18 protein-coding genes are annotated in these 25,258 nt (G+C 39.1%); 9 read left to right on the top strand and 9 right to left on the bottom strand.

The window, feature by feature from the left end:
* Position 1 precedes the first annotated feature (1 nt).
* From hscB to fdx, 3 genes are all read left to right on the top strand, one after another.
* Positions 2-529: a co-chaperone HscB gene (hscB, locus tag ACSLUK_RS15995; protein ID WP_448549680.1), complete on the top strand. Its 528-nt coding sequence runs from the start codon at positions 2-4 to the stop codon at positions 527-529.
* 65 nt (positions 530-594) lie between these two features.
* Positions 595-2,457 (top strand): Fe-S protein assembly chaperone HscA, encoded by a 1,863-nt coding sequence (gene hscA, locus ACSLUK_RS15990; protein ID WP_448549679.1) that lies wholly within the window; start codon positions 595-597, stop codon positions 2,455-2,457.
* Positions 2,458-2,460: 3 nt separating this feature from the next.
* The gene (gene fdx, locus ACSLUK_RS15985; protein WP_448549678.1) at positions 2,461-2,799 is read left to right on the top strand and encodes an ISC system 2Fe-2S type ferredoxin; all 339 of its coding nucleotides are present in this window, start codon (positions 2,461-2,463) and stop codon (positions 2,797-2,799) included.
* A gap of 114 nt (positions 2,800-2,913) precedes the next feature.
* Here fdx and ACSLUK_RS15980 read toward each other — a convergent pair whose 3' ends face one another.
* Entirely contained in the window at positions 2,914-3,798 is an 885-nt protein-coding gene (locus tag ACSLUK_RS15980; RefSeq protein ID WP_448549677.1) for an IS982 family transposase, read from the bottom strand.
* A 253-nt stretch (positions 3,799-4,051) separates the two neighbouring features.
* On the opposite strand from ACSLUK_RS15980, the gene ACSLUK_RS15975 reads away from it, so the two are divergent.
* From ACSLUK_RS15975 to ACSLUK_RS15960, 4 genes are all read left to right on the top strand, one after another.
* On the top strand, positions 4,052-7,252 hold the full coding sequence (locus ACSLUK_RS15975) for a S8 family serine peptidase (RefSeq protein ID WP_448549676.1): 3,201 nt from the start codon (positions 4,052-4,054) through the stop codon (positions 7,250-7,252).
* The gene (locus ACSLUK_RS15970) at positions 7,249-8,460 is read left to right on the top strand and encodes a trypsin-like serine peptidase (RefSeq protein ID WP_448549675.1); all 1,212 of its coding nucleotides are present in this window, start codon (positions 7,249-7,251) and stop codon (positions 8,458-8,460) included. Before ACSLUK_RS15975 ends, ACSLUK_RS15970 begins: the two co-directional genes overlap by 4 nt.
* A 21-nt stretch (positions 8,461-8,481) precedes the next feature.
* A complete protein-coding gene (locus ACSLUK_RS15965; protein ID WP_448549674.1) occupies positions 8,482-9,357 on the top strand; it encodes a hypothetical protein in 876 nt (291 codons plus the stop codon).
* A 390-nt stretch (positions 9,358-9,747) separates the two neighbouring features.
* Positions 9,748-10,113 carry a hypothetical protein gene (locus ACSLUK_RS15960; protein ID WP_448549673.1) on the top strand — a complete coding sequence of 122 codons (366 nt, stop codon included), beginning with the start codon at positions 9,748-9,750 and terminating at the stop codon, positions 10,111-10,113.
* 146 nt (positions 10,114-10,259) lie between these two features.
* Here the strand turns inward: ACSLUK_RS15960 and ACSLUK_RS15955 are convergent, their stop codons facing one another.
* From ACSLUK_RS15955 to ACSLUK_RS15920, 8 genes are all read right to left on the bottom strand, one after another.
* Positions 10,260-10,913, bottom strand: coding sequence for an NrsF family protein (locus ACSLUK_RS15955; protein WP_448549672.1), 654 nt, complete (start codon positions 10,911-10,913; stop codon positions 10,260-10,262).
* On the bottom strand, positions 10,913-11,482 hold the full coding sequence (locus tag ACSLUK_RS15950) for a sigma-70 family RNA polymerase sigma factor (RefSeq protein WP_448549671.1): 570 nt from the start codon (positions 11,480-11,482) through the stop codon (positions 10,913-10,915). Before ACSLUK_RS15950 ends, ACSLUK_RS15955 begins: the two co-directional genes overlap by 1 nt.
* A 592-nt stretch (positions 11,483-12,074) precedes the next feature.
* Entirely contained in the window at positions 12,075-12,794 is a 720-nt protein-coding gene (locus tag ACSLUK_RS15945) for an MbnP family protein (RefSeq protein WP_448549670.1), read from the bottom strand.
* Complete coding sequence (locus ACSLUK_RS15940; RefSeq protein WP_448549669.1) at positions 12,787-13,917, bottom strand: cytochrome-c peroxidase; 1,131 nt, start codon at positions 13,915-13,917, stop codon at positions 12,787-12,789. The genes ACSLUK_RS15945 and ACSLUK_RS15940 overlap by 8 nt, the downstream gene beginning before the upstream one ends.
* 31 nt (positions 13,918-13,948) lie before the next feature.
* On the bottom strand, positions 13,949-15,244 hold the full coding sequence (locus ACSLUK_RS15935) for a YncE family protein (protein WP_448549668.1): 1,296 nt from the start codon (positions 15,242-15,244) through the stop codon (positions 13,949-13,951).
* A gap of 170 nt (positions 15,245-15,414) precedes the next feature.
* Complete coding sequence (locus ACSLUK_RS15930; protein ID WP_448549667.1) at positions 15,415-16,545, bottom strand: PepSY-associated TM helix domain-containing protein; 1,131 nt, start codon at positions 16,543-16,545, stop codon at positions 15,415-15,417.
* Between the two features lie 75 nt (positions 16,546-16,620).
* Entirely contained in the window at positions 16,621-18,750 is a 2,130-nt protein-coding gene (locus ACSLUK_RS15925) for a TonB-dependent receptor (RefSeq protein WP_448549666.1), read from the bottom strand.
* A gap of 236 nt (positions 18,751-18,986) precedes the next feature.
* On the bottom strand, positions 18,987-19,841 hold the full coding sequence (locus ACSLUK_RS15920) for a GGDEF domain-containing protein (protein WP_448549665.1): 855 nt from the start codon (positions 19,839-19,841) through the stop codon (positions 18,987-18,989).
* Positions 19,842-21,010: 1,169 nt separating this feature from the next.
* On the opposite strand from ACSLUK_RS15920, the gene ACSLUK_RS15915 reads away from it, so the two are divergent.
* Both ACSLUK_RS15915 and ACSLUK_RS15910 read left to right on the top strand, forming a co-directional pair.
* A complete protein-coding gene (locus ACSLUK_RS15915; RefSeq protein WP_448549664.1) occupies positions 21,011-23,434 on the top strand; it encodes a TonB-dependent receptor in 2,424 nt (807 codons plus the stop codon).
* Positions 23,435-23,572: 138 nt separating this feature from the next.
* Positions 23,573-25,255, top strand: a complete 1,683-nt coding sequence (locus ACSLUK_RS15910; RefSeq protein WP_448549663.1) for a tetratricopeptide repeat-containing sulfotransferase family protein — start codon at positions 23,573-23,575, stop codon at positions 25,253-25,255.
* Positions 25,256-25,258 lie beyond the last annotated feature (3 nt).

The raw sequence follows: 25,258 nt of genomic DNA, 5'->3' as shown, positions 1-25,258 counted from the left end.
TGTGAATTATTTTGAAATTTTTGGCATTGAGAGTAAGTTTGCCATCGATTTAGATAAATTAACCGAACGTTATCAGGCGATTCAAAAAAGTGTACATCCTGATAAGTTTGCACATGCTTCAGCCCAAGAACAGGCATTAGCTGTTAAAAAATCAACGCTGGTTAACGATGCGTTTCAAACACTAAAAAATCCGCTTAAGCGTGCTGAATACATGCTGACTCTTCGTGGTGTTGATATGCCGAATGAGCAGGCATCATTTACCGATAGCAGTTTCTTAATGCGTCAAATGGAATTACGCGAGATGCTGGCAGAAGTAAAATACGCTGATGACATAGACAGTGCGATATTTGAAGTGAGCCAAATTCTCGAAGTGGAATTTGAACAGTTATTCAGAGAAATGCAGATTCAGCTCAAAGAAAACTCTGAACAGTCAAATAAGGCAGCATGCGACAATTTGAGAAAATTGAAGTTCTATCAGAAGTTACACGTTGAACTTGATCGCCTTGAAGATTTGCTATTCGAAGACTAGTTTTATCAATCTAACATGTGGTGCTTTCGTCATCACATAATCAATCATTTGAAAAAGAGCCCCAAATGGCACTATTACAAATTGCTGAACCCGGTCAAAGTACCGTTCCTCATGAACATCGCCTGGCAGTTGGTATCGATCTAGGTACTACTAACTCATTAGTCGCTACTGTAAAAAGTGGCATAGCTGAAACGTTGGCTGATGGCACTGGCAAAGATATTCTTCCTTCTATCGTAAGTTATCAAGCAGATGATACTTTAGTGGGTCACGCTGCTAAAGCCTTCGCCGTTTCTGATCCTGAAAATACTATTGTTTCAGCGAAGCGGCTTATCGGACGCTCTCTACAAGACATTGAAAGCAAATATCCATCATTGCCATATCAGTTCACTGGCGATGATAATCATCCTGAGCTTATGACACGCCGTGGTGCGATTAACCCTGTAGAAGTGTCTGCTGAAATTTTGAAAAAGCTAAACCAACGCGCTGAAGAAGCACTTGGTGGTGAATTAACTGGGGCGGTTATTACTGTGCCAGCGTATTTTGATGATGCGCAACGTCAAAGCACAAAAGATGCGGCTAAATTAGCGGGCTTAAAAGTGCTTCGCTTGTTGAACGAGCCGACAGCAGCTGCGGTTGCTTATGGCTTAGACAGTCATCAAGAAGGCGTAATTGCGGTTTATGACTTAGGTGGTGGTACTTTTGATATTTCAATCTTACGGCTCAACAAAGGCGTATTTGAAGTTTTAGCGACCGGTGGTGACTCAGCGTTAGGTGGCGATGACTTTGATGTTGTGATCGTTGATCATTTAATTGAACAAGCTGATCTGCAACGTCCACTAACAAAATCACTTGAACGTCAATTGTCTGAACATGCGTGCCGCGCAAAAGAAGCATTGTCTGCGAGTGATGCAACAGACATCACGATTGCGTTGCCTGAAAATCAAACGTGGCAATACACGCTAACTAAAGCCGCCTTTAATGAACTCATTAAGCCACTGGTTTCTCGTACTATGCGTGCATGTCGTAGAGCATTGAAAGATGCCGAAGTACGCGCTGAAGATGTCAAAGAAGTAGTAATGGTAGGCGGTTCAACGCGTGTGCCGTTAGTACGTAGCGAAGCTGAGCAATTTTTCAAACGCACGCCATTAACATCAATTGATCCAGATAAAGTTGTAGCGATTGGTGCAGCAATTCAAGCTGATATTTTGGCGGGTAATAAGCCAGATAGCGACATGTTATTGCTTGACGTTATTCCGCTGTCACTTGGCTTAGAAACCATGGGCGGGCTGGTAGAGAAGGTTATCACCAGAAACACAACCATTCCTGTGGCAAAGGCGCAAGAGTTTACCACATTTAAAGATGGTCAAACGGCGATGGCGATTCATGTATTACAGGGTGAACGCGAGTTGGTTGACGATTGTCGCTCATTAGCGCGCTTTGAACTTCGCGGTATTCCACCGATGACGGCAGGTGCTGCGCATATTCGTGTAACGTTTAAAGTTGATGCTGACGGTTTATTGCAAGTCTCTGCAATGGAAAAATCAACAGGTGTTGAGGCGAGCATTGAGGTTAAACCATCATTTGGTTTAGAAGAATCGCAAATAGCCCAAATGTTAAAAGATTCAATGGCTAATGCCAAAGAAGATATTGACGCACGTATGCTTAAAGAGCAGCAAGTAGAAGCGGCTCGTGTGATTGAATCAGTACAATCTGCACTAGCGGCTGACAGTCAATTATTAAATGAGCAAGAGATAGCGAAAATCAATCAAGCTATCAATGAACTTGCACAAGTTAGTCAAGGGAATAGTGCCGATGACATCGAACGCGCTATTGAAAAGTTAAACGACAGTACAGCGGCATTTGCAGAACGCAGAATGGATTCATCTATTCGCACAGCGCTGTCTGGTCATTCGGTTGATGAGGTGTAAAACATGCCACAAATTATTTTCTTACCACACGAAGAACTCTGTCCAGATGGCGCAGCCGTTGAAGCTGAAGCGGGTGAAAGTGTACTGAACGTGGCACTAAAGAACGATATTGATATCGAACATGCATGTGAAAAAGTATGTGCATGTACCACGTGCCATGTGATTATTCGTGAAGGCTTTGACTCGCTTGAAGAAACAGACGAATTAGAAGACGACATGCTAGACAAAGCGTGGGGTTTAGAACCTGAATCACGCCTTGGCTGCCAAGCGATTGTAGCTGACGAAGATTTAGTGGTAGAGATTCCGAAATATACCATCAATATGGTTTCTGAGAATCACTAATTCACTGAAATGTATTGATTTGAAAAGGCTAGTACAGTGAAGTGTACTAGCCTTTTTTTTGTAAGCTGATTAATTGTTATGTAATTAGCTCTTGTTAACTAACCTCAGATCGGTTTAAGCAGTAACCATAGCATTTCGCTCAACGTCAGTAAGATTAAGTGTTGGCTTGTTTTCTTTAAGACAATAAGCCACCAACCTACCGAGTAAATTCAACATAAAACCACTCGCACTTCGATGGCGCGAATGTTCAATCTGAGAAATGTTTTTCAATTGATCGTTAATGGTTTCTATAATATAACGCCGAGATAACATTGTCTTATCCCACATGGATAAGGCTTTTGCTTTCATATTGCGGCGAACTGTTGTCACCAAATCAACACCTTTTTCTTTTAAGTTTTCCGTCAGTTTTTTACTGATATAGCCTTTATCCGCATAAAGCTTGCCTGATAATTTCTTGCTCAGCGCCATGACAGGCTTGGTATCATGAACATTCCCTGTAGTGAGTTTTGCATCAACAATTTCCCCTCGATAATTGGTCACTAAATTCAACTTGAAACCATAAAACCAGCCCATCGTTCCATTGCCTCGCTCGGCGATACCTAAAAATGTTTTGTGCCGAGGAATGCGCAAGTTATGACATACCTTGATGCTGGTCGAATCAATAAATTCAATGCCTGTAGCATCGCCTTTGAGTATATTGAAATAGCTTGATAATGGCACAATCGCTTGGGGTATAACCTCTAAGAATCGCGTATAACTCAGCAACGTTGGAAAATGCTTGCGGTAGAACTGGCTAATGAAGCCTTTATAGTAATTTTTGAAATCACGATGATGAGAAGTATGAAAAGCAATAATAATAGTGATTATTTCACTCATTGACATACGGCAAGCTCTGTTCCGCTTTCGAGTGCCATCGCTTAAACATTGCTTTTCCCATTCAGGCATAAATACACGACAAAAATCATCGACATCACAAAATATTTCAACTAACTTATTCACGCCTGTTCCTTTTCTTTCTGGTGTTTTTTGGTCGAAAGATCGGAGCGTGGAACAGGCAATTAGTTCAAAATTTTATCCCGAGCTGAGGTTAACTAATCTATAAATATTAACCTGTTATATGAAATAAAATGAAGAGCTCTAAAAGGAATAGTGCTAACTTACAAATCGGAAAAATTAGTTTAAATTTTATACTTGAAATTCTAATTGAGAAGAGTAGGCTAAATTACAAGTTTGTTTAAACAAGGAAGTTGAGATGCAATCAATAAAATCTAAATTTACTTCTAGCCTTTTTTCAATATCATCTCTGTTCATATTAGTATTATGTATTGCACTTTATCCTTCAAATGCACTTGCTCATGTATTTGAGTTAGAGGATAAAACCCAACAAATTAAATTGAAGTGTGAAGAAAATGAACAAGCCTCTGAAGTAAACCAAAAACTTAAGGCTTTATGTCTAATTGCTAGTCAGGAAAACAAGCTTTCTACAGATGAAGCTGCTTTAAAGGCTACTTGGTTTTATGGTTCAGATGTTCATGAAAATCTTACAAAAAAATCATTGGAGCTTTCAAATGTACTAATTACCAAATCTAAAAAGAATAAGAAGAAAGCTATACGGGCCTATATCAGAGGTGCTTTTTGGAATGATGACCCAACGGTTTTGTTATGGTCAGACAAAAATAGCAAAAAAGCAGATACATGGGGAATTAAGTGGTATTTAGATTTTTTAAAAGCTAAGAAGCAAGCTAAGAATAAACATTTTCATAAGAATGGAGATAACCTATTAGCAAGGAGTCATTTCGGTGATTTACAGTTCATTCATTCTATGGCGGCAAAAGATGGAGAGCCAGCATCAGCTACTTTAGAAAAAATGATGCTTTGGGCCGAGTTTACCTACAAGGTAGGTACTGGGAGAATTCATCGTGAAACGAGGCTCAAGGATGTTGAAATAGAAGGAATCAGAAAGCTATTTGACAAAGACGCTAGTGTTTATGAGCGCGATATCATTACATTGTTTCAAAGTGAACGGACTAAAGCTACAGCATTAGGAAGTCTAATGCATATGATTCAAGATTCCTACTTTGACGGTCACGTAGAAAGAGAAGATAAAAAGTATTGGGAAAATGGTGTTGAAAAGTTCGGCAAGGGTCGGGTAATTGAATTTCATTCTTATACTAATCAAAACACAAAATTACATGCTAAAGCTGACGAACTTCCAACTGAATTGATAATTGATGAAGTGGAACTCAATAGTAAAAGCTTAGATCCTATTAACCATGGCGCAAAAATCTTAGAGCTGGCCAATGAGAAGCATGAAAATGCTGACAAAGTCGGAGCAGATTGGGAAAAAGTAGAAGAGTATTTACTAAAAAATGTATTTCCATTGGTAGACGCTCAAAGGGTAGCTGGTCCAGGAGATGCATTTAGAAACAAGCCTGATGAAGAGTTGGTAAGTGTCCTAAGTGATTTTCAAAATAAGCCAAAAAACTCAGAAAATTTGTCTAGAGTTCTAGTTACTTTTGATAAAGGCGATGTGTCGAGAAATATTGCCTTATTTTATGATTATTTAAATGAAATTTCTCAATTAAAAACGTCATCTATTTCTGTTGATGGAAAGAGTGCTAAACGGTTGTCAACCAAGGTCATCGACGAAAATATAGTACCTAAAGGCTATCCAAGAGAGCTGGATGATTTAATTTGTAAGTTAAATCCGGATAAAGAATGTCGGAATGGTTCTGTTTTATACTCTTTCGATGAGTCAATCGTTGTACCTAATATGGGAATAAAGCAAAATGAATATGAAAGGCGTATTATACTGCGCTCCGGCTTAGATGATGTTAAACCTTCACTCAAAAAAATAGATGAAATAGGACGAGCTTATTTTCTATCTAGTGGTGACATAGAAAAGTATAAGAATGCTTACTTACTGCTTGCAGAGGAAAGCCGAAAACATCAAAAATCAAACGTGACTTTAAAGATCAAATTAACAGAGTATTCAATGGAAGCTTATGTTCCTACTAGTACTTTATATTTTAATTCTAATACTCCCCATAAAATCAATCCATGGGAAATATCTTTTACAGATTTGGATAATAATGCAGCCTATAAATCTTTAAGTATACCAGCTGAAGACTCTTCTAATTCTTGTGGTTCAAGTGAAGATTCTTATAAAAAAGAACTTAAAGAAAAAGTTAAGTTCTCTAGTTTAATGCTTAGGGCTTTAGAGCAAGATGGTTTAGCAAAAATTGCGATACTTGAAGCTAGCGAAATTAATGCAAATCATCACGACTTTTGTAATGAAGATCTAAATCATAATATATTTTCAAATGGTTCTTGCGAATCAGTTTCTTCGGCAAAATGTAAATTAAAGACAACAGAAAAAGATCATGGAACATCAATTGCGGCTATTATAGCAGCTAAAAATAATGGTAAAGGGATAGTTGGGTTGCATCCTTTTGGTGATATTGTTGGTCATAATATTTTAAACAAGAATTTAGTATCGATACTACATGATATTAATAACGAGTCTGCAGATATAGTGAATATTAGCTGGGCGATGGATGACCCTAAAAACGGTCAAAGAAGGCCACTTCAGCCAAGTAGCTGGTATCAGAGAGTGCTGCGCTCAGATTCTATGCTATTCGTTATTGCTGCTGGTGATGCAAAAAATGGTGAGTCACAAGAGTTATCAGAATCTACCATTTATGATTGCAATCGGCTGGCAGTATGCGCTAAACATATTGAACACGCTATTACGGTTACTGCAGCAAATAATAGTATGAACAACATCTTATCACCTTCGTTTTATGGGAAAGAAGTTATTGATATAGCAGCACCAGGAGAAAAAGTGCTTAGTGCTACTTTTGAGAATGGTTATGGTGAATATGATGGTACTTCTCAAGCCACAGCATTTGTTAGTGGGGCCGCTGCACTTGTAAAGTCTATGGACCCTAACTTATTTCCCAGACAAGTGCGTTTTAGATTAATGTACACGGCAGATCTTAATTCCGAATATATAAATGAAAAAGTTGTTTCCGGTACACTCAATGTTGAGCGAGCTATAGATAATGTCAGACGAGATGTGATTAAACTGAGAAGTGGAGCTAAGAAGACATACCATGGTTATTTTAGTCATAATCGAGGCCAATCTATATTTCTTTATCCTCCAGGGGTTGATCATTTAGACGAAGAGAACAGGATAGCTCTCAAATTAAAGGATATTAAGCGTATTTGGTATAACCATGATAAAAAAAACTGGACAGTGATGTATGTTGAAGAAAAAAAGCCAACTGGTTATGAATTAAAGAAGCTTACAGGAGTTAAGTTTCAGCCTTCAGATGTTTATGACTTTCAAAAAGAAGATGATAAATTTAGATTTAGAACTGGCGGAAAGAAATTAAAAATAAGATTAAGTGACATTGCTGATTTATACGTATCTGCTGGAAAAAATATATGAACAAGGTATTTGTATACTTGGTTTTAATTAAGTTCAGTATTTATTCTTCTACTGTATTTGCCAACAATTTGGATCTTACTGGATATAAAACTGTTAGTGGTAAGGCCGTTTCACTAGTAAGTCCTATTCACTCTCCAACCGCATATGAAAATTCTCAGGACAATTCTTGGAAGTTAGCTCAAACGTTTTACCCTAAAGAAACAAGTCAATATATTAGGGTGCATTTTGTTTTTAATAAATTTAATAAGAGCGATGGCTGGAAGGTTTATTTAAACAAGGGGGATATATCTGAAACTGTTGTCAATTATCAAGATATTGACTCCAAAAATGAAGCTTGGAGTAAACGTATCTATAGCTCTTCTATAACCATTGATGTTAGCGCAACAAATGCAGAGAGTGCCCCAGTTTTCAAAATAGACAAATATATATTTCAGGTGGTTCCAAAGTCGCCCAAATCAATAATAGGTGATGAAACCCCTGACTGGGAAGATTACGCTGATACGTTTGGAAACGAGAGTATTAAGAATAACGGAAAAGGAGTAGCGTTAATCAGATTTGTTGAAAGCTCCATTGATGAAGAAGAAAACACATGTACAGGCTTTTTAGTTTCGGATCAGTTAGTACTTACAAATTATCATTGTATTAATAGTCAAGATACCTGTTTAAATACTGAACTTGTATTTGATTACTATCGACCGCCTAATGTCGAGGACAAAACAATGGCTTGTGCAGCTTTTATCTCAGGAAACAAATTGCTTGATTATGCAGTTTTATCATTGGATAAAGAGGCTCCAACTACTCAATATAACAAGTTGAAAGTAGTAAATGATGATGAATGGAAAAATCATAGTTTATATTTGATTCACCATCCTGAAGGAGATCCTAAGAAGGTGACAAGAGTGAATTGTAAGGTTGATGGTAATGAGCTTGAAGGTGTTTCCAAGAATTATCACACTGACTTTGGACATACCTGTGATACTTATGGTGGTAGTTCAGGCTCACCAATATTTAATAAATATCATCAACTTGTTGGACTACATCATTTCGGAAACGACATTGATGATCCTGTCAGAAGAAATCAAGCGGTCGATATTAATTTAATCTTAGGTCATATAAACAAATGTAATAATGCAATTATGGGTAATATAAAAATTCAGGGAGTTGATTTATTAGATGAATACCAGCTTCCTTGTCAAATTCAACAATAATCTAAAAAGGAAGTAAAGTTCATGCCTTTATCAACAGGAAATCTTGATCGCTTAAGAATAAAAAGAAAAACGTCAAATAAAAATGAATTTTTACTGATGATGGAAAGGTTTCCTGAACGTCTCAATATTGTAAGTGAAGGGGATTCCTGGTTTGCGTATCCCCCTAAATGGATTATCGCAGGAAAACCTTCAAATTTAATAAGTCATATTAGTAAGTGGACAAAAAAGAAAGCAAACTTTTACTCTATGGCGTCTAATGGTGATGAGGCAGTTGATATGGTATCAGGCAAGCAGAAGCATAAGCTTGTTGATATTTTGCGGTGGCATACAAAGAAGAGCAACAGAAAACCAATCGATTTGTTGTTATTTAGTGGTGGAGGAAATGATATTGTTGGAAATAGTGATTTTGAACGTTTTTTAAATAGTGATGGTGCGTCGTACACAACTGCTGAAGAATGTGTGAATATTTCCCGTTTGGATCGAAAGGTCAAACAAATAGGGCTCGCGTATCAAGAGCTTTTAGATATACGAGATCACTATAGTCCAGACACTGTTGTTATTACACACACTTATGATTACCCATACCCATCATTAACAGGTGGAGTGTTTCTAGGTGGCTTAATCAAAACCAAAGCTTGGATGAAGAGGTTTATGGATGAGGTAAATATTAAGGAAGAGTTGCAAGCGGACGTTATCAAAATTTTTATGGAAAAAATTGGGGAAGAGCTTTTATCTATAAGTGCTAATAGAGATAGGTTTATTGTTGTGGAGTCTCGTGGAACTTTAAATGGAAAAAAAGAGTGGTTGAATGAAATTCACCCAACTTCTGACGGTTTTAAGGCAATAGCTGAGTTGATTTTTGATAAAATGAAAGAGAAATTCCCTAAGATTGGATAAGGCACTTTGTCGTAAAGCAAACATACTACAAATATGGTTTCTGAAAATCACTAATTCATTGAAAAGTATTGATTTGAAAAGGCTAGTACAGTGAAGTGTACTAGCCTTTTTTGTTTGTATTAATGGCGTTGATAAGTACTAAATTTTTCATCGTTAGCTTATTTGTATCGGCATTATAACAACACTAGCGCACTGTACCCCAAAAAATACGTTTCAATTTTTTGAAAAAGTCACATTTTATCTGTAACTATTTTAGTTCAATCATCGTATACGTTATCAACCCTAAAATTAACTACGGGTAAACGGGTCACAATCTAATGATCGTGGTTCACATTCTAAGTTCCTGTGCTTGATGAAAGTGCAGGGCAACCGAAAGAGGAACGCACTATTATGACTATCTACAAATCAATATTAGCGGTCACTCTAATGAGTACTATCGTTTTTACAGCATCTACAGCTAATGCCAACGGTCATTCAAAAGGCATTGGTAAGCCTGGTCAAGCAATCATTTATGTCACTTCTCAGGACTTGTATTACGATACGCTCTTACTGAAACCTTTGCCCTATAATGGAACGAGCAATTTTCAAAAGCTTGAAATGGCAGGCCCAACTGGCGTTCAAACTGAGTTTGGTCCCACGGATGTAGGTTATTATGGTGGTCGTTGGTGGGTTGATGCCAATGATAACAGCATGATGGATGATGAAGATGTCTACTTTCTATGTCCCTTATTGGGCCCTGGGAGAGAAGCACCTTAACACGGAGCGATTTAGCCATAATATCGCATAGTTAGTACGTGTTAAGTTGTTACCCATTTGGCTGTTGCGGTAGCAACTTAATACTTTTTACTAAAAACAAACAGTGCTACAAAGTCACTCAAATAACAAGCAAACTAGTGAAAGGTTTATGTATTCGAATTGGTATTGCTAGGTTGCCAATACCACGCTATTGAGACACCGATAATTATCATTAAAAAGCCAGGAGCCATATGAAAATTCAATGTATGTGACGGGTCATACATGCATGCAATTTGCATGTAAAGAGCGGGCATCATTCCCGATGCTAGGCTGAGTGACACCGCTGTGCGCATTGGATGGAGGAGATAGAATCTACGAACCAATAACCAGGCAATATAAATAGGCGGAAGTGAATAGAATATTGTTTCATAAAGGCATAAGTTGCGCTTACCTAAAGTGGATGGCTCCAAAGCAGGCGACACGAAACCAATCACATATTGCATTTGCCATAGTATCATCAATATTATGCTACCGACCATAAACCGTCGACTTAACATACCCGGTACAGAATCCCGAAACGCTTGTAAACTTAACCAGCCAATTGCCGTAATACCTAGCAGCATTTCCAATAGAAAACGTGGTGATGACATTAGTTGGTCTAGTGCGCCAGGTCGAATGGGTCCTAATAAATTAACGAGCAAGATGACATAAACAATACTCAACGAAAACCAAGCTATCGCTAACAGGTTTACATTGGGTATTTGTTTGACAGAGGTAAGCTCTTCGGTAAGCTGGGTAATTAAATGTTCGCGTTTTTGCATTATTCTTCGTCCTCTAATACCTGTCTTAGCTTGTTGATAGCACGATGTACTCTCACTTTTACGGCACTTTCTGAAATGCCCAGTTGTTTGGCTGTTTCGGCGCAAGTAAAGCCCAAGAGCTTAGTACGTGTAAGTGCTTCTCTATTTAACACTGACAGTGTATTTAACAGGCTATTGTTGTCGATTGATGCTTCCACTACGCCTGGTTGCTCCCCTTGTTGGCGAATAGCTTCTTGGTGATGTTGATGTTGGATGACTCTTTGGTTGGTGGTTTTATGACGTAAATGATCTATTAACTTGTGTCTAACTATGGTAAATAACCATGGTCTAAATGAACGCTTTGGGTCATAGGTATGACGAGCCTGATGTATTGCAATCAGCGTATCTTGTACACAATCCTCCAGAAAATCTTGGTTACCTAAGTGCTTTCGTAGATAAGCATGTATAACATTCGCCAATTCAGTGAGTAGTTGCTGGTAATCAGATTTACTGCCCATTTGAGCGCTGGCCATTAATGCAGACCAACGGGCATTATCAGCTTGCTGACGGGACATTTTGTCGATGTTCATTTGAGCGAAACAAGCCTTGTAGTTAAACAATACCCAATATAAAAATCTTAGAAGCCCAACATAAATAGGCTTGTGCATTATGCACTGTGTATTACACGAAGCTGTGATTAAGGCCTCTTGCAAACCAGAAACTTTGTTATTTTCTATTACCTTATTCTGTACTAGGTTATCTTGGGAATGAGGGAAATAGAGAATACTGAAGATTTTTAAATTAAGTAACTTTAATAGATACATAATAGCACCTATAAAATAAGCCGTTTTATCTGAATACGTAAACCAAGTACGAATAGTTACATTTTGAGAGCCAATGACTCGATTAATTTGTCGAGAGCTATTGTAATTGATGGCTATTTGATTTTACTTCTGAAAATTTAAAAGAAAGTTTAGTGCCTTTGATTTATACTCGACTGGATTAGACTCAATAACACATTTTGTGAAACAGCGGCCTTTTAGTCTGTGGCTATTTTACAATCTTAAATGAAGGGTTCGTAAACACTGCCTATATTAAATTCTTGAAATATCTAGTGCCATCTGTAAGTTTGGTATTTTGAAATGGGTAGCTTAAATCAAAAGAAAGTTACTCGGCCATAGCCTACTTCATACTAATAAACGACTTAAACCCATTCGCTATTAACGCAGCATCATCTTCATCAAATTTAACCGTCGATATTTCAGCTAAATCGATAGGGTTTTCACTACCGAACAAATGACTTATATCAATGTGGAAGTTGAGCTGCGAATTGGCTGCGTATGCCTCAATGTTTATGGGATAACTGAGGCGCGTGTAGTTTTCGTTAAATCCCACATGGTATACCAAAGGAATTTGCAGTTGGTATTGTGTTAATTCGCCTTCTAGAAGTAAGAATTTATAGCCCACATCCCAGCTCCAGGCCATACGGCTGTTTGGGTCAAGGTCGCCTGCAATTGTGATACTGCCGTTAGCCTTAGGGTCAACGCCGACGGCAAATTCAATCTGTTGGTACGCTGATGTTCCAATATTCGGAAGAACTATTTCATAGTAGTTGTTGTCACCGTCAAATCTTAGCAGGTGGTAACTCTCAGCTTCAACATAGCTACTGTTATTGCTAGTTAGTTTGATGTTGCTAATGAATAGCTGAAACTCTCGAATGATGAATGTGCCTTCGCCCCCCGGATTGGGGTAATTCTGATGATGTAACACTAAGGGGGGGGCGTTTACGAATGGTTTAAAACGCAGGGTAAGCTGCTTAGTTGGGGGCGTTTTATCATGCGTTAGCACAATTGTTATGACAACTGCTGCGATTGCAATTAATAGGGCAATTTTTTTACTCATTTTCGTCCCTTTCATTAAATGGATTAGAGAACTTTTTATTGGTTAAAAAGCTTTCGTCAGTCAGTGTGTGCAAGAACGCGATAATCGCTTCTTCTTCCTGTTGAGTTAAGTTTAGACTGATGTGGTCTTTTTGAGTTTTGAGATTATTGTCGGCTTCGATAATCAATGGGCTTAATGTCTTACTTCGTTTAATGCCGCCATTATAATGCTGCATAACTTCGGCTAATGTTTTAAAACGGCCGTCATGCATGTAAGGGCCTGTAACCGCGATATTACGTAATGTTGGGGTTTTGAATAATCCACGGTGTTGCTCTTTTCCTGTGACAGAAAACAACCCTTCTGGTAAGTCTTCGTCATTGTCTAAACCGTTGTTACTAAAACCGTCATAAAAGGTGCTAAAGCCACTGGTGAGAAATTGGCTATGACAATCAATGCAATTGCCGCCGCGTAAATTTACTTTGGTATCTGGGTGAGCGGTAAAAAGTTTTCGTCCAAGTTCTTCTTGAGGGGTTAGTTCAGCTTCTCCTCGCAAATATTGATCGTATTTGGAATTAGATGAAATTAATGTGCGTTGAAAGTTGGCTAACGCGTTTGCAATGGCTGTAGAACTAGTACCGCCATATGCTTGCTTGAATAACTTTCGATAGGATTTGTCTTGCTTAAATTCATCTACAAGTGCATTTATGTCCTGACCCATTTCATCGACATGTTGAATAGGTTGTAGTGCTTGCTCTTCTAGAGAAGTGGAACGACCGTTCCAAAAGAAATGCTGAGGTCCCCACAGTAAATTGCTTAAGCTCATGGCATTAAATTCTAGGGGCTTACCTGAAACTCCTACAGAGCGCGCTAAACCATCAGTGAACGCTAAATGTTGTTTGTGACATGTCGCACAAGAGACTTCATTGTTGCTAGATAGCCGTGGATCGTAAAACAAGCGCCTTCCTAGCTCGATTGATTCTTGTGTTAAAGGATTGTCTTGCGGAATTTGAAAACGGCCAAAAATAAAAGGAAAAGTGATCTTAGCTAGGCGAGGAGGCGCTGGCTGATTAAATTTCAAGTAGCCAAATATTGCTGACAATAATGCGGCGAGAAAAATCGCCGCAATGGTTAGTTGTTTGTTCATCACCCTAGTTTTTTATTCATCACTTTAGCTGTTAATGGTGGTGAACAAACCCTGAGCCAAACAGCGCTTCAATGTTATCAATGCCTTTATTAAAGCGTTTTTTAAAGTTAACGCTTGCTAAGCGTTCACCAGTGGCTAAGTCATGGATGGTTATTGAATGGGCATTTACTTTGGCGATAAAGTCGATATCAGTAGGATCGTTGTCAGCAGCATTGCCTAAGTTCAATAGATTGTTTTGCAGCGCCACAACTTTTCGTCCGGAGGCTGTTTCAAAGAAGATCATATGGTGAGCGCCAAGTTCCCCCTTTATATCTGCACCAGAAGAGACTAAGTTGGGTAATTGCTTTAAGTCGTAGCGTTTAACAATGCCAGGAATGGCATGGCTGATAAAGAGTTCTTCCTCATTTCCGTAGAACTCAAGCGGTACGCCTGTATTTTCTTTACCGCCGTCGTACAATTTTTCAGGTGTACCAAACGATTTATCTTGCTCGTTATAAGGGATTTTCCACGTTTCAAAGCCAAACATCGTATTGACTAACACCGCAGGTTCAACGCCTTTGACGATGCTTGGACGAACAAAGAGTACCTCGACGGGAGACGATGGAAATCCTACGGGCTTTGCATCTTCAATGACAATATTTTCAATAGGTTCAAATGTGTTTAAATCTATAATGGTGACGCTGTTACCAATGCCTGTCGCAAGATCTGGATGAACCGTTGAAGTCACTACCATTCGATCTCCATAGGCAGAAATGCCATGGGGATACATGATGTAAGGTTCGCCTTCTCCAACTTGGCTTTTTGGCGCTTCAATTATTTTTATGACTTTATTGGTTTGTGGGTCAAAAACACCGACTGAGCCAGTATCGGCCTGCGTTAAGTCGGTGCCCCCCATAAAGGTAACAAACATATATTGTTTATTGTTCACGCTGTGCCACATAATGTCTTCACCCACTACCTGACCGCCCGTATCTAAGCACTCTACACCATTAATTAATGGATTGGCGTTTACATCTCGCACTAGGGATATTTCAGCCAAACTACATTGCGTACCTAAACCAGTGGCATATAGTCGGCCGTTAGGGCTGTAATAAAGGTGGTGTAGTGGAGCGTCAAACTCAGGCAGGGCATACTCGTAAATAATATTGCTAAAGTTTTGTGACTCAGGATCAAGCTCAATAATAGCAATACTGTCTTTGGTGCTTAATGTGGGCAAGCGACTTAACAGCACAACGGCTTGGCTTTCTTCTGTATTATCATTGCTATCAGTGGGGTTTTGCGCTGTTTCTTCAGCGACTTTTGAACAGCCTATTGCAGTAACTACCATTATCACTGCAATTAAATTTAATAATTTAAAGTGATGCATGTGGGCTTCAACTATTGGCTATGATTTGTTCAATAAATGTAGTCAACAAACTTCCATTAATAAAGAAAGGGCCGTTTTGTGGAGACGAAATGCTTGATGTATTGTTACAAACTTGCCTTAGTTCTCACTTTTTAGGCAGCGCATCGAACAGGCCTTAGTTTTCTGGTAAATAACTTCTTTCGCTTAATCAACAAATAAAACCCAGAGATCACAAAAAAGCTCGGTAGCAGGCTTATGAATAGCCATAGCACTTTTACTGGCCAACCTAAAAATTCTCCAATGTGGAATTTGTACTTAAAGTTCCAAACCTGGGTTGCGAGGCTCGCTTGGCTAGCGTCGAACGTAGCCAATACATTTCCTGAAGCGATATTTACCCAGCTCCAACTATAAGCATGGCTTTCATCAGGCATTTCTAGTCGTAACTTAAGCGGCTCACCTGATTTTTGGGGCAAATATACTCGATACACTGAGCTACCTTCTAGTGCAGACTGACCTGCTTGATAAGCTTGTTCTAGCTCGTATTGGCTATGTTTGTACACATATGTTTGTTCAACGTTCGATGATTCAAATTTGGCTGTTTCAACGTTACTGAATGTTAACCATTCAACCACCTGTTTTGTGGCAGGTTGCCAGTGAAAGGCCATACCAGAGAATGCGATTAATATCAGCGGAATAGCGGCAAATACACCAAGGACAGTATGTAATTGGTAAAAAAGGGTTTTGGGCTTACTACGCCATTTTATTTTTAAACGCTTTAATCTGTGTTTGGGTTTTAACCACAAAAAGCATCCAAGTATTACTTCCACCATTAGGGCAAGGCTGGCGATAGACATCCATACCTTGAGTGGCTTGTTGTTTAAATCGGTTTGATAAACTAGCCAACGATGCCAAGCCATTACAAAACCGTAAAAGGTGTCGTAGTAGTTGTACTTGAGTAGTATTTTTCCTGAATACGGGTTGATATTCAAATACTCGCCGTTGGCTAAATAAACAAGCCACGGTTTATCCTTTTTTTCCTCCTGTTGAATAAATTTTACTTTGCTGTTGGTCGCTGATTCGATTTGATTCGCCAAGGTAGACAAAGGTAAGTGCGATTGCTGTAGGTTACTGCCTGTTGGTAAGCGCCAATAATCTGGATTTACTATCGCTTGAATATCTTTTGCGTATAAGAGCAAGGCGCCAGAAATGCTTAAATTCAATAATAACAATCCAGCTAGTGCTGCTAACGTTAAATGTATGCGTCTAATCCAAGTTTTTAACACGATAGGCTACCTAGTCTATTAATTTTAGAGGGAGCTAGCAGTTGGTAGCTCCCAAGTCTCAATTACTGTTATTGACTAAAACTGGTAACTAACACCCATATTTACGGTAGTACCTAAGCCTTTCACGTTATAGCCTTTGTAGGTATAAGCTTGCGACTTTGCCGGGTAATAGTCTTGATTAAACAAGTTTTCAACGCCGATAAACGCTGACCAAGCATTATCAAAGACGTAGCTGCCGCTTAGATTGACCACGTGGTAGCTATCAATTGGTCCTTGATCACCGACATATTGACCGTTCACTTGCTCAAACTTCTTACGATCACCAACATATAAATAACTTATCGTTACGTGAGCGTTATTTATTGGTTTCCAGTTGATATTGACGGAACCTTTTGGCGCGCTTATTTGCTTAGCGCCTAAATACTCATCGTTAGCTGTATCTTTACCTTCAACCCAAGCATAGCTTGCGGTTACTCCTAGCTCAGGGGAAATCGTGTAATGCGCTAATGCTTCGTAGCCGTAAATTTCTTGCGGCGCTCTTACGGGCAAATAGACACCAGTTGCTTCGTCATATTTATTGGTTGTGCCCAATTCAGAAGTGCTGCGGTACGCTGAAAATTCCATGTGTAGATTATCAATATCTGAAACAAAGCCTATTTCATAGTTATCGATAATCGACGCTTCTGTGCGTATCAAACTGATATCTGTAACTGTTGCAGTACGAAGCAGACGACCAATATCAGAAATATCAGCCCCTTGAGAATAATTAGCAAACGGCTGGAAAGTGTCAGCTATGTTATAGCGAATACCAAAATTATAGGTGGTAGCGCGGTAATTTAAGGTATCGCCTTTTACGTTAACGGGTACTGAGCAGGTTTCAGGCGTACGACAAAGTTTTAGCGTGCTGTAGTCGTCAACCGCTAAATCAATTTCTTCACGACGAATACCGGCCTTGATGATTAGGTCGTCGTTATATACCCATTTGCTTTGCATAAAGCCTGCAAGGTTCTCCATGTCCATTTCCGGCACCCATACACGCCCGTCTACTAATGGCTGCGAAGTAACATCGTTTAACGCATCAATACCGTAAATGAGTGTAGTTTCGAGATTGTCCCATTCAAATTGACTATTGAACGTAACTCTTAAACCGTCTTTTTTGGATTTAATGAGTGATTGGCCGCCTTCATATCCTTCGCTTGGGTTAGATAAAGAAGGAGAGAAAAAGAAGATGTTTTCGATTTTTTGTGAATAGGCGTCGATCACCATTTGCGTGTTTTCAAACAGTGCTTCGTCGCTATATTTCACCATTAGGTTGTCATTCTTTGGGCCTTGAGGAACACCAGGCTTAACGGTACCTTCTGGCGCTTTTATTGCGTGAGATTTAACACCTGTGTTAACGCTGCCGGTAACGTCGATTAAGTCACTGTCTTGCTCCGAGCGATAATGGTTAAATGTAAGTTGAAGTGACTTGTCTTCATCAAACTGATAGCCAAATTTAGAAAAGTAATTTTGTACTTTTGCATCAGACAAACCATAGATTAAGCCTAAAACATCCCCTTCTGCATCGCGTTGAACGCCATTTTCCTCATAGCTTGCATTCAAAACATAGCTAAATTTATTAATGTTTCCGTCAATAGAGGCTTCGATGCGTTGGCCTGCACTGTCTTCAAATTTAACTGCGCTGAAGCGGCTAGAAAAGCTAATGCTTCCGTTTAGTTGGTCATTCTCATTTGCTTTTGTAGTGATGTAATTAATGATGCCACCCGCTGCGCCATTACCATAAACAGACGTTGCACCTTTAATCACTTCAATACGTTGAATAACGTTTGGATCTAACGTTCTAATACCGAGCGAGCCGTTTCTAAGAGGTGTTGACTGTGGCACGCCATCAATCATTACAAGGGGGGAACGGCCGCGAAGTGTTTGCGTTGAATTACTGGAAGAGCCAGTATTGGGCGCTAAACCTGGGACTAACGCGGCAAGTAACGATTGTAATTCAGGCGAAACTCTTAACTGTGCTTCAATTTCTTCTCTATTGATAATAGTAATTGTGGCAGGTACTTCATCAATGCTTTCTACGATACGGCTGCCAGTAACGACTATGCGTTCGATGTTTGTTACTTGGCTATCTTGAACAGTATTTGTTTGAGCATTCAGGTTGGTGGCTATAAGTATTGTTAATAGGCTTATTTTTGTTCTTAGCATTTTATTATGTTCATGGTTGGTCATCAAAAAAGTGTGCGAATATTAATGCTAACAATTATCATTTGCAAGGTGGTTTTGTAGAATCATGGAGGATTTAACATTTATGAGCTTTATGAAGTGAGGCCATTTATTAGCGGGAGGCTTGTTTCTCGTCATAAATAAGCATTTGGCCTTGGCTCTAAAGTAAGTGAGCCGTCAATGTGGAGTACGGTTCACTTAGTTGTGCGCCATAGTTGTTAAGCTTTACCTTGCCAAACCTGAAACGCTACATCATTCTTCTTATTTTTTTTAACTGTATACATCAGCTCGTCCGAAATCTTTATCGCTTCTTTGATATCGGTAGGTAATTTTTCAAAGGTTACAATACCAACGCTGAAACTAACACTCCATTTATTGTTTTTCATTTTTCTTTTGAGTGCATTACTTGCGTTGGCAAAGGCACTTTTTACCTCTTGTTGCCCTGTTTCGGGAAATATTACGGCAAACTCATCACCGCCTAACCTTGCAACAATATCGGTTTTTCTTAGACTGGAACTTAAACATCGAGATACCACTGTAAGTAGCTTGTCACCTTCTTGGTGCCCAATGGAATCATTGATATGTTTAAAGTTATCTATGTCGATATATGCCAATGAAAAGATGTGCTCGTATCTTATTGAACGAAGAATTTCATTCGCTAATTCAATTGAAAAGCTTCTTGTATTTAACAGCCCAGTAAGACCGTCTGTGCTAGCCAACAGAGACTCTTCATTATGAGAATCTCTAAAATTAATAACCAGAATGGCTATCAATAAATAACTAATAACATGAAAAATTAAATGAAAAATAGCGCCGGGATAAAGGAAGGATATTTCTAATATTGAATGCTTTACAAACAAGGAGAGCGTAACTATCAATGCTACCAATGAGAAACCCGCTGTTCTTCCCCCGTACCAACTAACTATCACGATAGGGAGTATAAAAAGGGGTTCAACAATATCTATGCTATTGAGTGATATAGCAACTGCAACTATGAACAACACTACTAATAAACAAATGACTATAACAGCCGTTGTTGTTCGCCTTTCTAATGAATTGAAAATTGTTTTCATATTGTACGTTTCATGCGCTAACCACTTCCGTTACTAACATTGCTTACAAGGTAAGCGGCAAAGTATGCAGCGTCATAGCGAGTTTTCTGTTTCTGATTTAACAACATATTCTTAGTTTGACCGCCTTGGGATACAGTAAAGTTTTTCATATTCGTATGCTGGAAAGTGATGAGCCGACATCTTTAAACGGGGTAAAAGAAGTACTGTCACCATAAGAGCTTTGTGCAAATGAAAAGGCAAAAGGGACTAACACAACTGTGTCGAGTAAAATTAAATTATGTATCAAGACGCGGAAACACGGTCTCATCCAAACCATACAGCAGATATAGGCAACATCATCTGAGCTCTTTAAATGAGGGTACGAGTAAGTATAGGTGATTTATTATTGAACCGCACAGACTTGGTATTGTACAACCTAAACGACTCGCTTTTCATCAGGCTGCCACGCGTCGAGGTAATGATTGGTACTAAAGTAACATTGCATCAGAATTGTTAGCCATGCCATGAAATCAGTATGCTTTTGTAACCAGACGTTCTTCATAAAAAGTGACTATGTCATTGTATAACTGAATATCAACCAAGCACAAAATTTAGCGATGTAGCAAACTTGCGGTTACCTATATTCGTAATTTAGCGAATCAATGATATTTACTGCCCGTATACAATAGTCAATTTAACCGATATTGCAAAGCTGGAATTGTGAATTTGCGAACGAGTTTGTAAAATTTACGAACTAGTTGCCAAATATTTACCGATATTAACGTCAAATACACATTTTTTAACATTTAAAACTGACTGAATAGTTATTCAGTAATGTTGTATGCCGTATTTTGAACAATTTATCTGTGATTATTCAAAATGAACTTGCCTACCTAGCTTTCTTAGGAAATTGTTAATTTTTTGGAGATACGTGCAATTAGCAAAAAAAATTCAATTAAAACGATTAATAAAAAAATTGACTCTGGACTCTGCTATTTACCTTATTGCCTTGGCAACCAACTGGTGATTTACTAATTTTTGCCAGCACCTATTTTTGCTTGTGTTCTGCCAACTTATTCTTGCGATGAGATAAAGAACTAGCGTGTCAAATCTTGGGAGCTGGACTCTTTTGAGTAAAACAAGAAAACGATAAATACAACAAACTTAGTTGTAAAGTTTAAGGAAAATGCATGTCTAATAATATTAATAACGTGTTAAAGTCCAGTCTCGTTTGTAGTGCTGTCTTGTCAGCGTTATCTTCAATGCCTTTGTATGCTGCTGAAAATGAAAGTAAAGCAGAAGAAGGCATGGAACGCATTATGGTTACTTCGCGTAAAAAAGCGGAATCAATCATTGAAGTTCCTATGAGTGTTTCAACAGTTTCGGCAATGGAAATTGCAGACAGAAACTTAGTGAATAAAGAAGATATCTATAGAACGGTAGCTGGTGCTGCGAGCCCTCGTGGAGAACTCATCTTACGTGGATTGGCAGGGAGTAATGATTCAACTCCTGGCACAACTTCAACCTTTACTGATGGTATACCATACAATTTTAGCGATCTATATGACGTGGAGCGTGTTGAGGTATTACGTGGGCCTCAAGGTACACTTTACGGCTCGAACGCTATAGGTGGTACTGTACGTGTAATCACTAAGAAACCATTGCTTGATGAATTTGAAGTGAATGGTTCTTTCCAAGTGAACAATCAAAAACGCACACCGGGTAACGAAATCCGTGGTTATGCAGCGATTAATATGCCGTTAAGTGAAACGATGGCAATGCGCGTAACCGGTTCAATCTCTGATGATCCTAAACCAACCACTAACGTGAACACTGGTGTACAGGGTTACAACAAAGATGAAATGATCCGTGCTCAATTTTTATGGCAGCCACAAAGTGATTTTCGTGTAAATGTGTCGTACATCCATGAAAATTCACGTGCATTAGGTGATTCTGATTCAGATACATCAACAGGTTTTCACTCATATTACTCTGCAGAGTTAACAGCTAACGAAGATGCGCCATTTGGCTATGACGTTTCGTTAGGTGCTAGCCCTGATTGTAATTTGTCGCGCGTTGAATGTTTAAGTGATGGTCCTATTACTACAGCGCATCCTAAGTATGCTATTTGGGAACAAATGGATACTCGCGCTTATAATGAAATGGATCTTATCGCGGTAACTATTGATGACGAAGATTTCTATGGCTTAGGTTCATTAAGTTATGCCGGTTCATACCGTGAGAACAAAACTGGCGGTATGCAGGATTGGTCACGTACTGATGGCCAGGATTTGTTCCGTAGCTGGATTATCGATGATTATTCAACTGATCGTGTAACACATGAATTACGCCTACAGAGCAACAATGTAGAGAGCAAGTTCGACTGGACAGTAGGTTACTTCTACGATAAATCTACGTTAGGCGATAGACCAAACGCACAATACCAGTACCATGGTGATGGTGACGAAGGTAAAGCCCTTGCAACTTACCTTTGGGGTTATTACTGGGGATACTTAGGACAAGAGTATGAGTCATTAGATGGTTCAACCAGTAAAATGATTAATACTGTTGCTGAATTAGGTGAGTTTTACTGGAATGACCCTAACATCAACTATAGCCAAGAGTCGATTAATAGCTGGAACAAAGAGCAAGCATTGTTCGGTGAAATCAGCTATGTATTTGATTTAGCTGACATGGGTGAGCTAGAGCTAAATGCTGGTATCCGTTTCTATGAACTAGAAGATGCAAGCGAGGAAGTCTTACTTGGTATTTGGAATGGCCCTGAACCAACAGTAGCTGAATCTGCGGGTAAAGAAAGCGGCAACCGTAAGAAGTTCAGTGCGTCTTGGCGTCCAACTGACAAAATGTCTGTTTACGGTTTGTATTCAGAAGGTTACCGTCCTGGTGGCAACAACTTACCACAACTTCCGCAATCCTGTCGTGATGATCCATTAGCGAAGTTCTATAAGCCTCGTTATGAGTCTGACGAAATTCAAAACTATGAATTAGGTTACAAAGCCTCATTAATGGATAGCAGAGTGTCTGTTGCGATGGCGGTTTATCGTATTGACTGGACGGGTGTTCAAGCGCCAATGCGTATGGGCTGTGGTTTCCGCATCACGGCTAACGCTGCAGAAGCGCAAACGCAAGGTTTTGAATTCGAAAGTACAGTTAGTATTACTGACGACTTAACCATGACATTGAACTACGGTTATACCGATGCCGAAATGACGTCTGATGTACCAGCATTGAAGGTTGAAAAAGGCGACGAAATGACTATGGTACCTAAATACAATGGTTATTTAGCATTTGACCAAGGTTTCGAGATCTTCAATCGTCAAGCATATATTCGTGCTGATTTAGCAGTATACGGTAAATACAATTCGTACTTTAAAGGGACTGAATTAGATGAAATCCCAGCGTACGAAGTTGTTAACCTTTCTGGCCGTATCGAAGTGAACGAAAACACTAAGTTAAGCTTGCATATTAATAACTTACTTGACGAAGAGTACTTTACTTATAAACGTGCTGCGAGCGCTGGTTACTCAGGTGCAAACTGGGCACGTTACGGTAAAGACCGCAACGTTACATTCCGTATCGATTTTACGTTCTAACGTAAATCATTCGGAGTAATTAAGGGTGCTGATGGCAATTCAATGTCATCAGCATTTATTACAACGTATAATCAAATACAAAAAAGTGTTTATGAATAATTGCTTACAACATTCGGTTGGTGAAATTGGTACAACAGTATGCTCGATGTAAATTATCAACCATACCAGCAAAATAGTCCCTTATTTGATGGACTATCAACGAATAGCTCGTCTGATGTTTACGCCTCAGATATTCAGCGCATTGAAACAGCAATTACCCATCAAGACTTTTCTACCGCCCAATCGCTTTGTCAGCAAATTCTTAGCCAAAATAAGTACCACTCAAAGGCTGTTTATTATTTGGCAATGATTGCGGCCGAATTTGACCGATTCGAACAGGCCGTCAGCATTTTGGAGCAAGGGCTAAGTTACGCACCACAAAATGTTAATTTATGGCGGCTAATGACAAAATATATGTCGCAAAAATGCAGTTATCCTCATGCAATTTTTGCCGCTCAAAAGCTAATAGAACTTGCGCCGCAAGAAGTCGGTAACTGGCTGTTACTGATAAATAGTTTTGAACAAAGCGCACAATATAATGAAGCAATAAACATTTGTAATGACGCGCTTAAATTATTCTCTGGGCATACATTACCGGAAGCACAACTCACAATAGTATTAGCGCACTTGCAACGCAGCGTTGGTGAGCGTATGGCGTGTGAATGTAACTATCAACAGTGTTTAACATCAGCGTTGCTAGTGGGTGATGCATGTTGGGGACTGGCCAATTTAAAGAACTATCACTTTAGTGAACAACAATTAGCATTTATGCTGCAAACGTTTAACCGAGGCTATGACCACCAAGGAGATGGTAAACAAGGAACTGGTAATCATTCCCAGCAATCAAAGTTAGCATTTGCCTTAGGTAAAGCATTTGAAGATCGCGAAGATACGCAACAAGCAATGCATTACTATAGCCTCGCCAATCAATTAAAAAATGAGCGCTTAGATCGAGAAGAATTACGAGCACAGGAGCAGTTACTTACCTCAAGTTATACTCAGGAAAGTTGTTCAATAACTGCGCCGTTATCGCCGTCTCAACCGATACCTATTTTTATCGTCGGCCTTCCACGATCTGGGTCGACTTTGCTTGAACAAATTCTGGCAAGTCATGATGATGTTGAATGCACAATGGAATTGCTGATTGTGCCTAATTTGGTGCGCCGACTCAAATTAAGAGCCATCAATCAAGGCGTTACATTTCAGCAGCTCATTGCGACGTTAACATCAGCTGACTTAGCTAAATTTGCGCAGAGTTACTTACATGAAACGGAAATGTTTCGCACTAACAAGCGATATTTTATCGACAAATTACCGGCGAATTTTAAGCATATTGGTTTGCTACATAAATTATTTCCGCAGGCGATAATTTTAGATATTCGACGTGATGCCGTGGCGTGTGGCTTTTCAAACTACAAGCAAGATTACCCTCATGGACACGAGTTTAGTTATCAACTACAAGACTTTGTCGACTACTACCAGTTTTATCTAAACCTAATGAACCACTGGCAAGCGATTTTACCGGGCAGGGTTTATACGCTAAGTTATAGCAACTTAATAGCGAATACCGAACCGCAAATTAAAAACGTATTGCAACATTGCGGGCTGCCATTTCAGCAACAGTGCTTGTCGTTTTATGAAAACAAAAACGTTGTATACACCGCTAGCAGCGAACAAGTAAGGCAGCCAATTACCAAAAAGCGCGACGACCACTGGCAGGGCTACAAAGCCTATCTAACCGAATTAACGAATGCCTTTTCTTTAAATGGCAGTTCAACATAAGAA

This window comes from Thalassotalea fusca (genome assembly GCF_053485835.1).
This window is presented reverse-complemented; position numbering and strand designations above follow the sequence as displayed.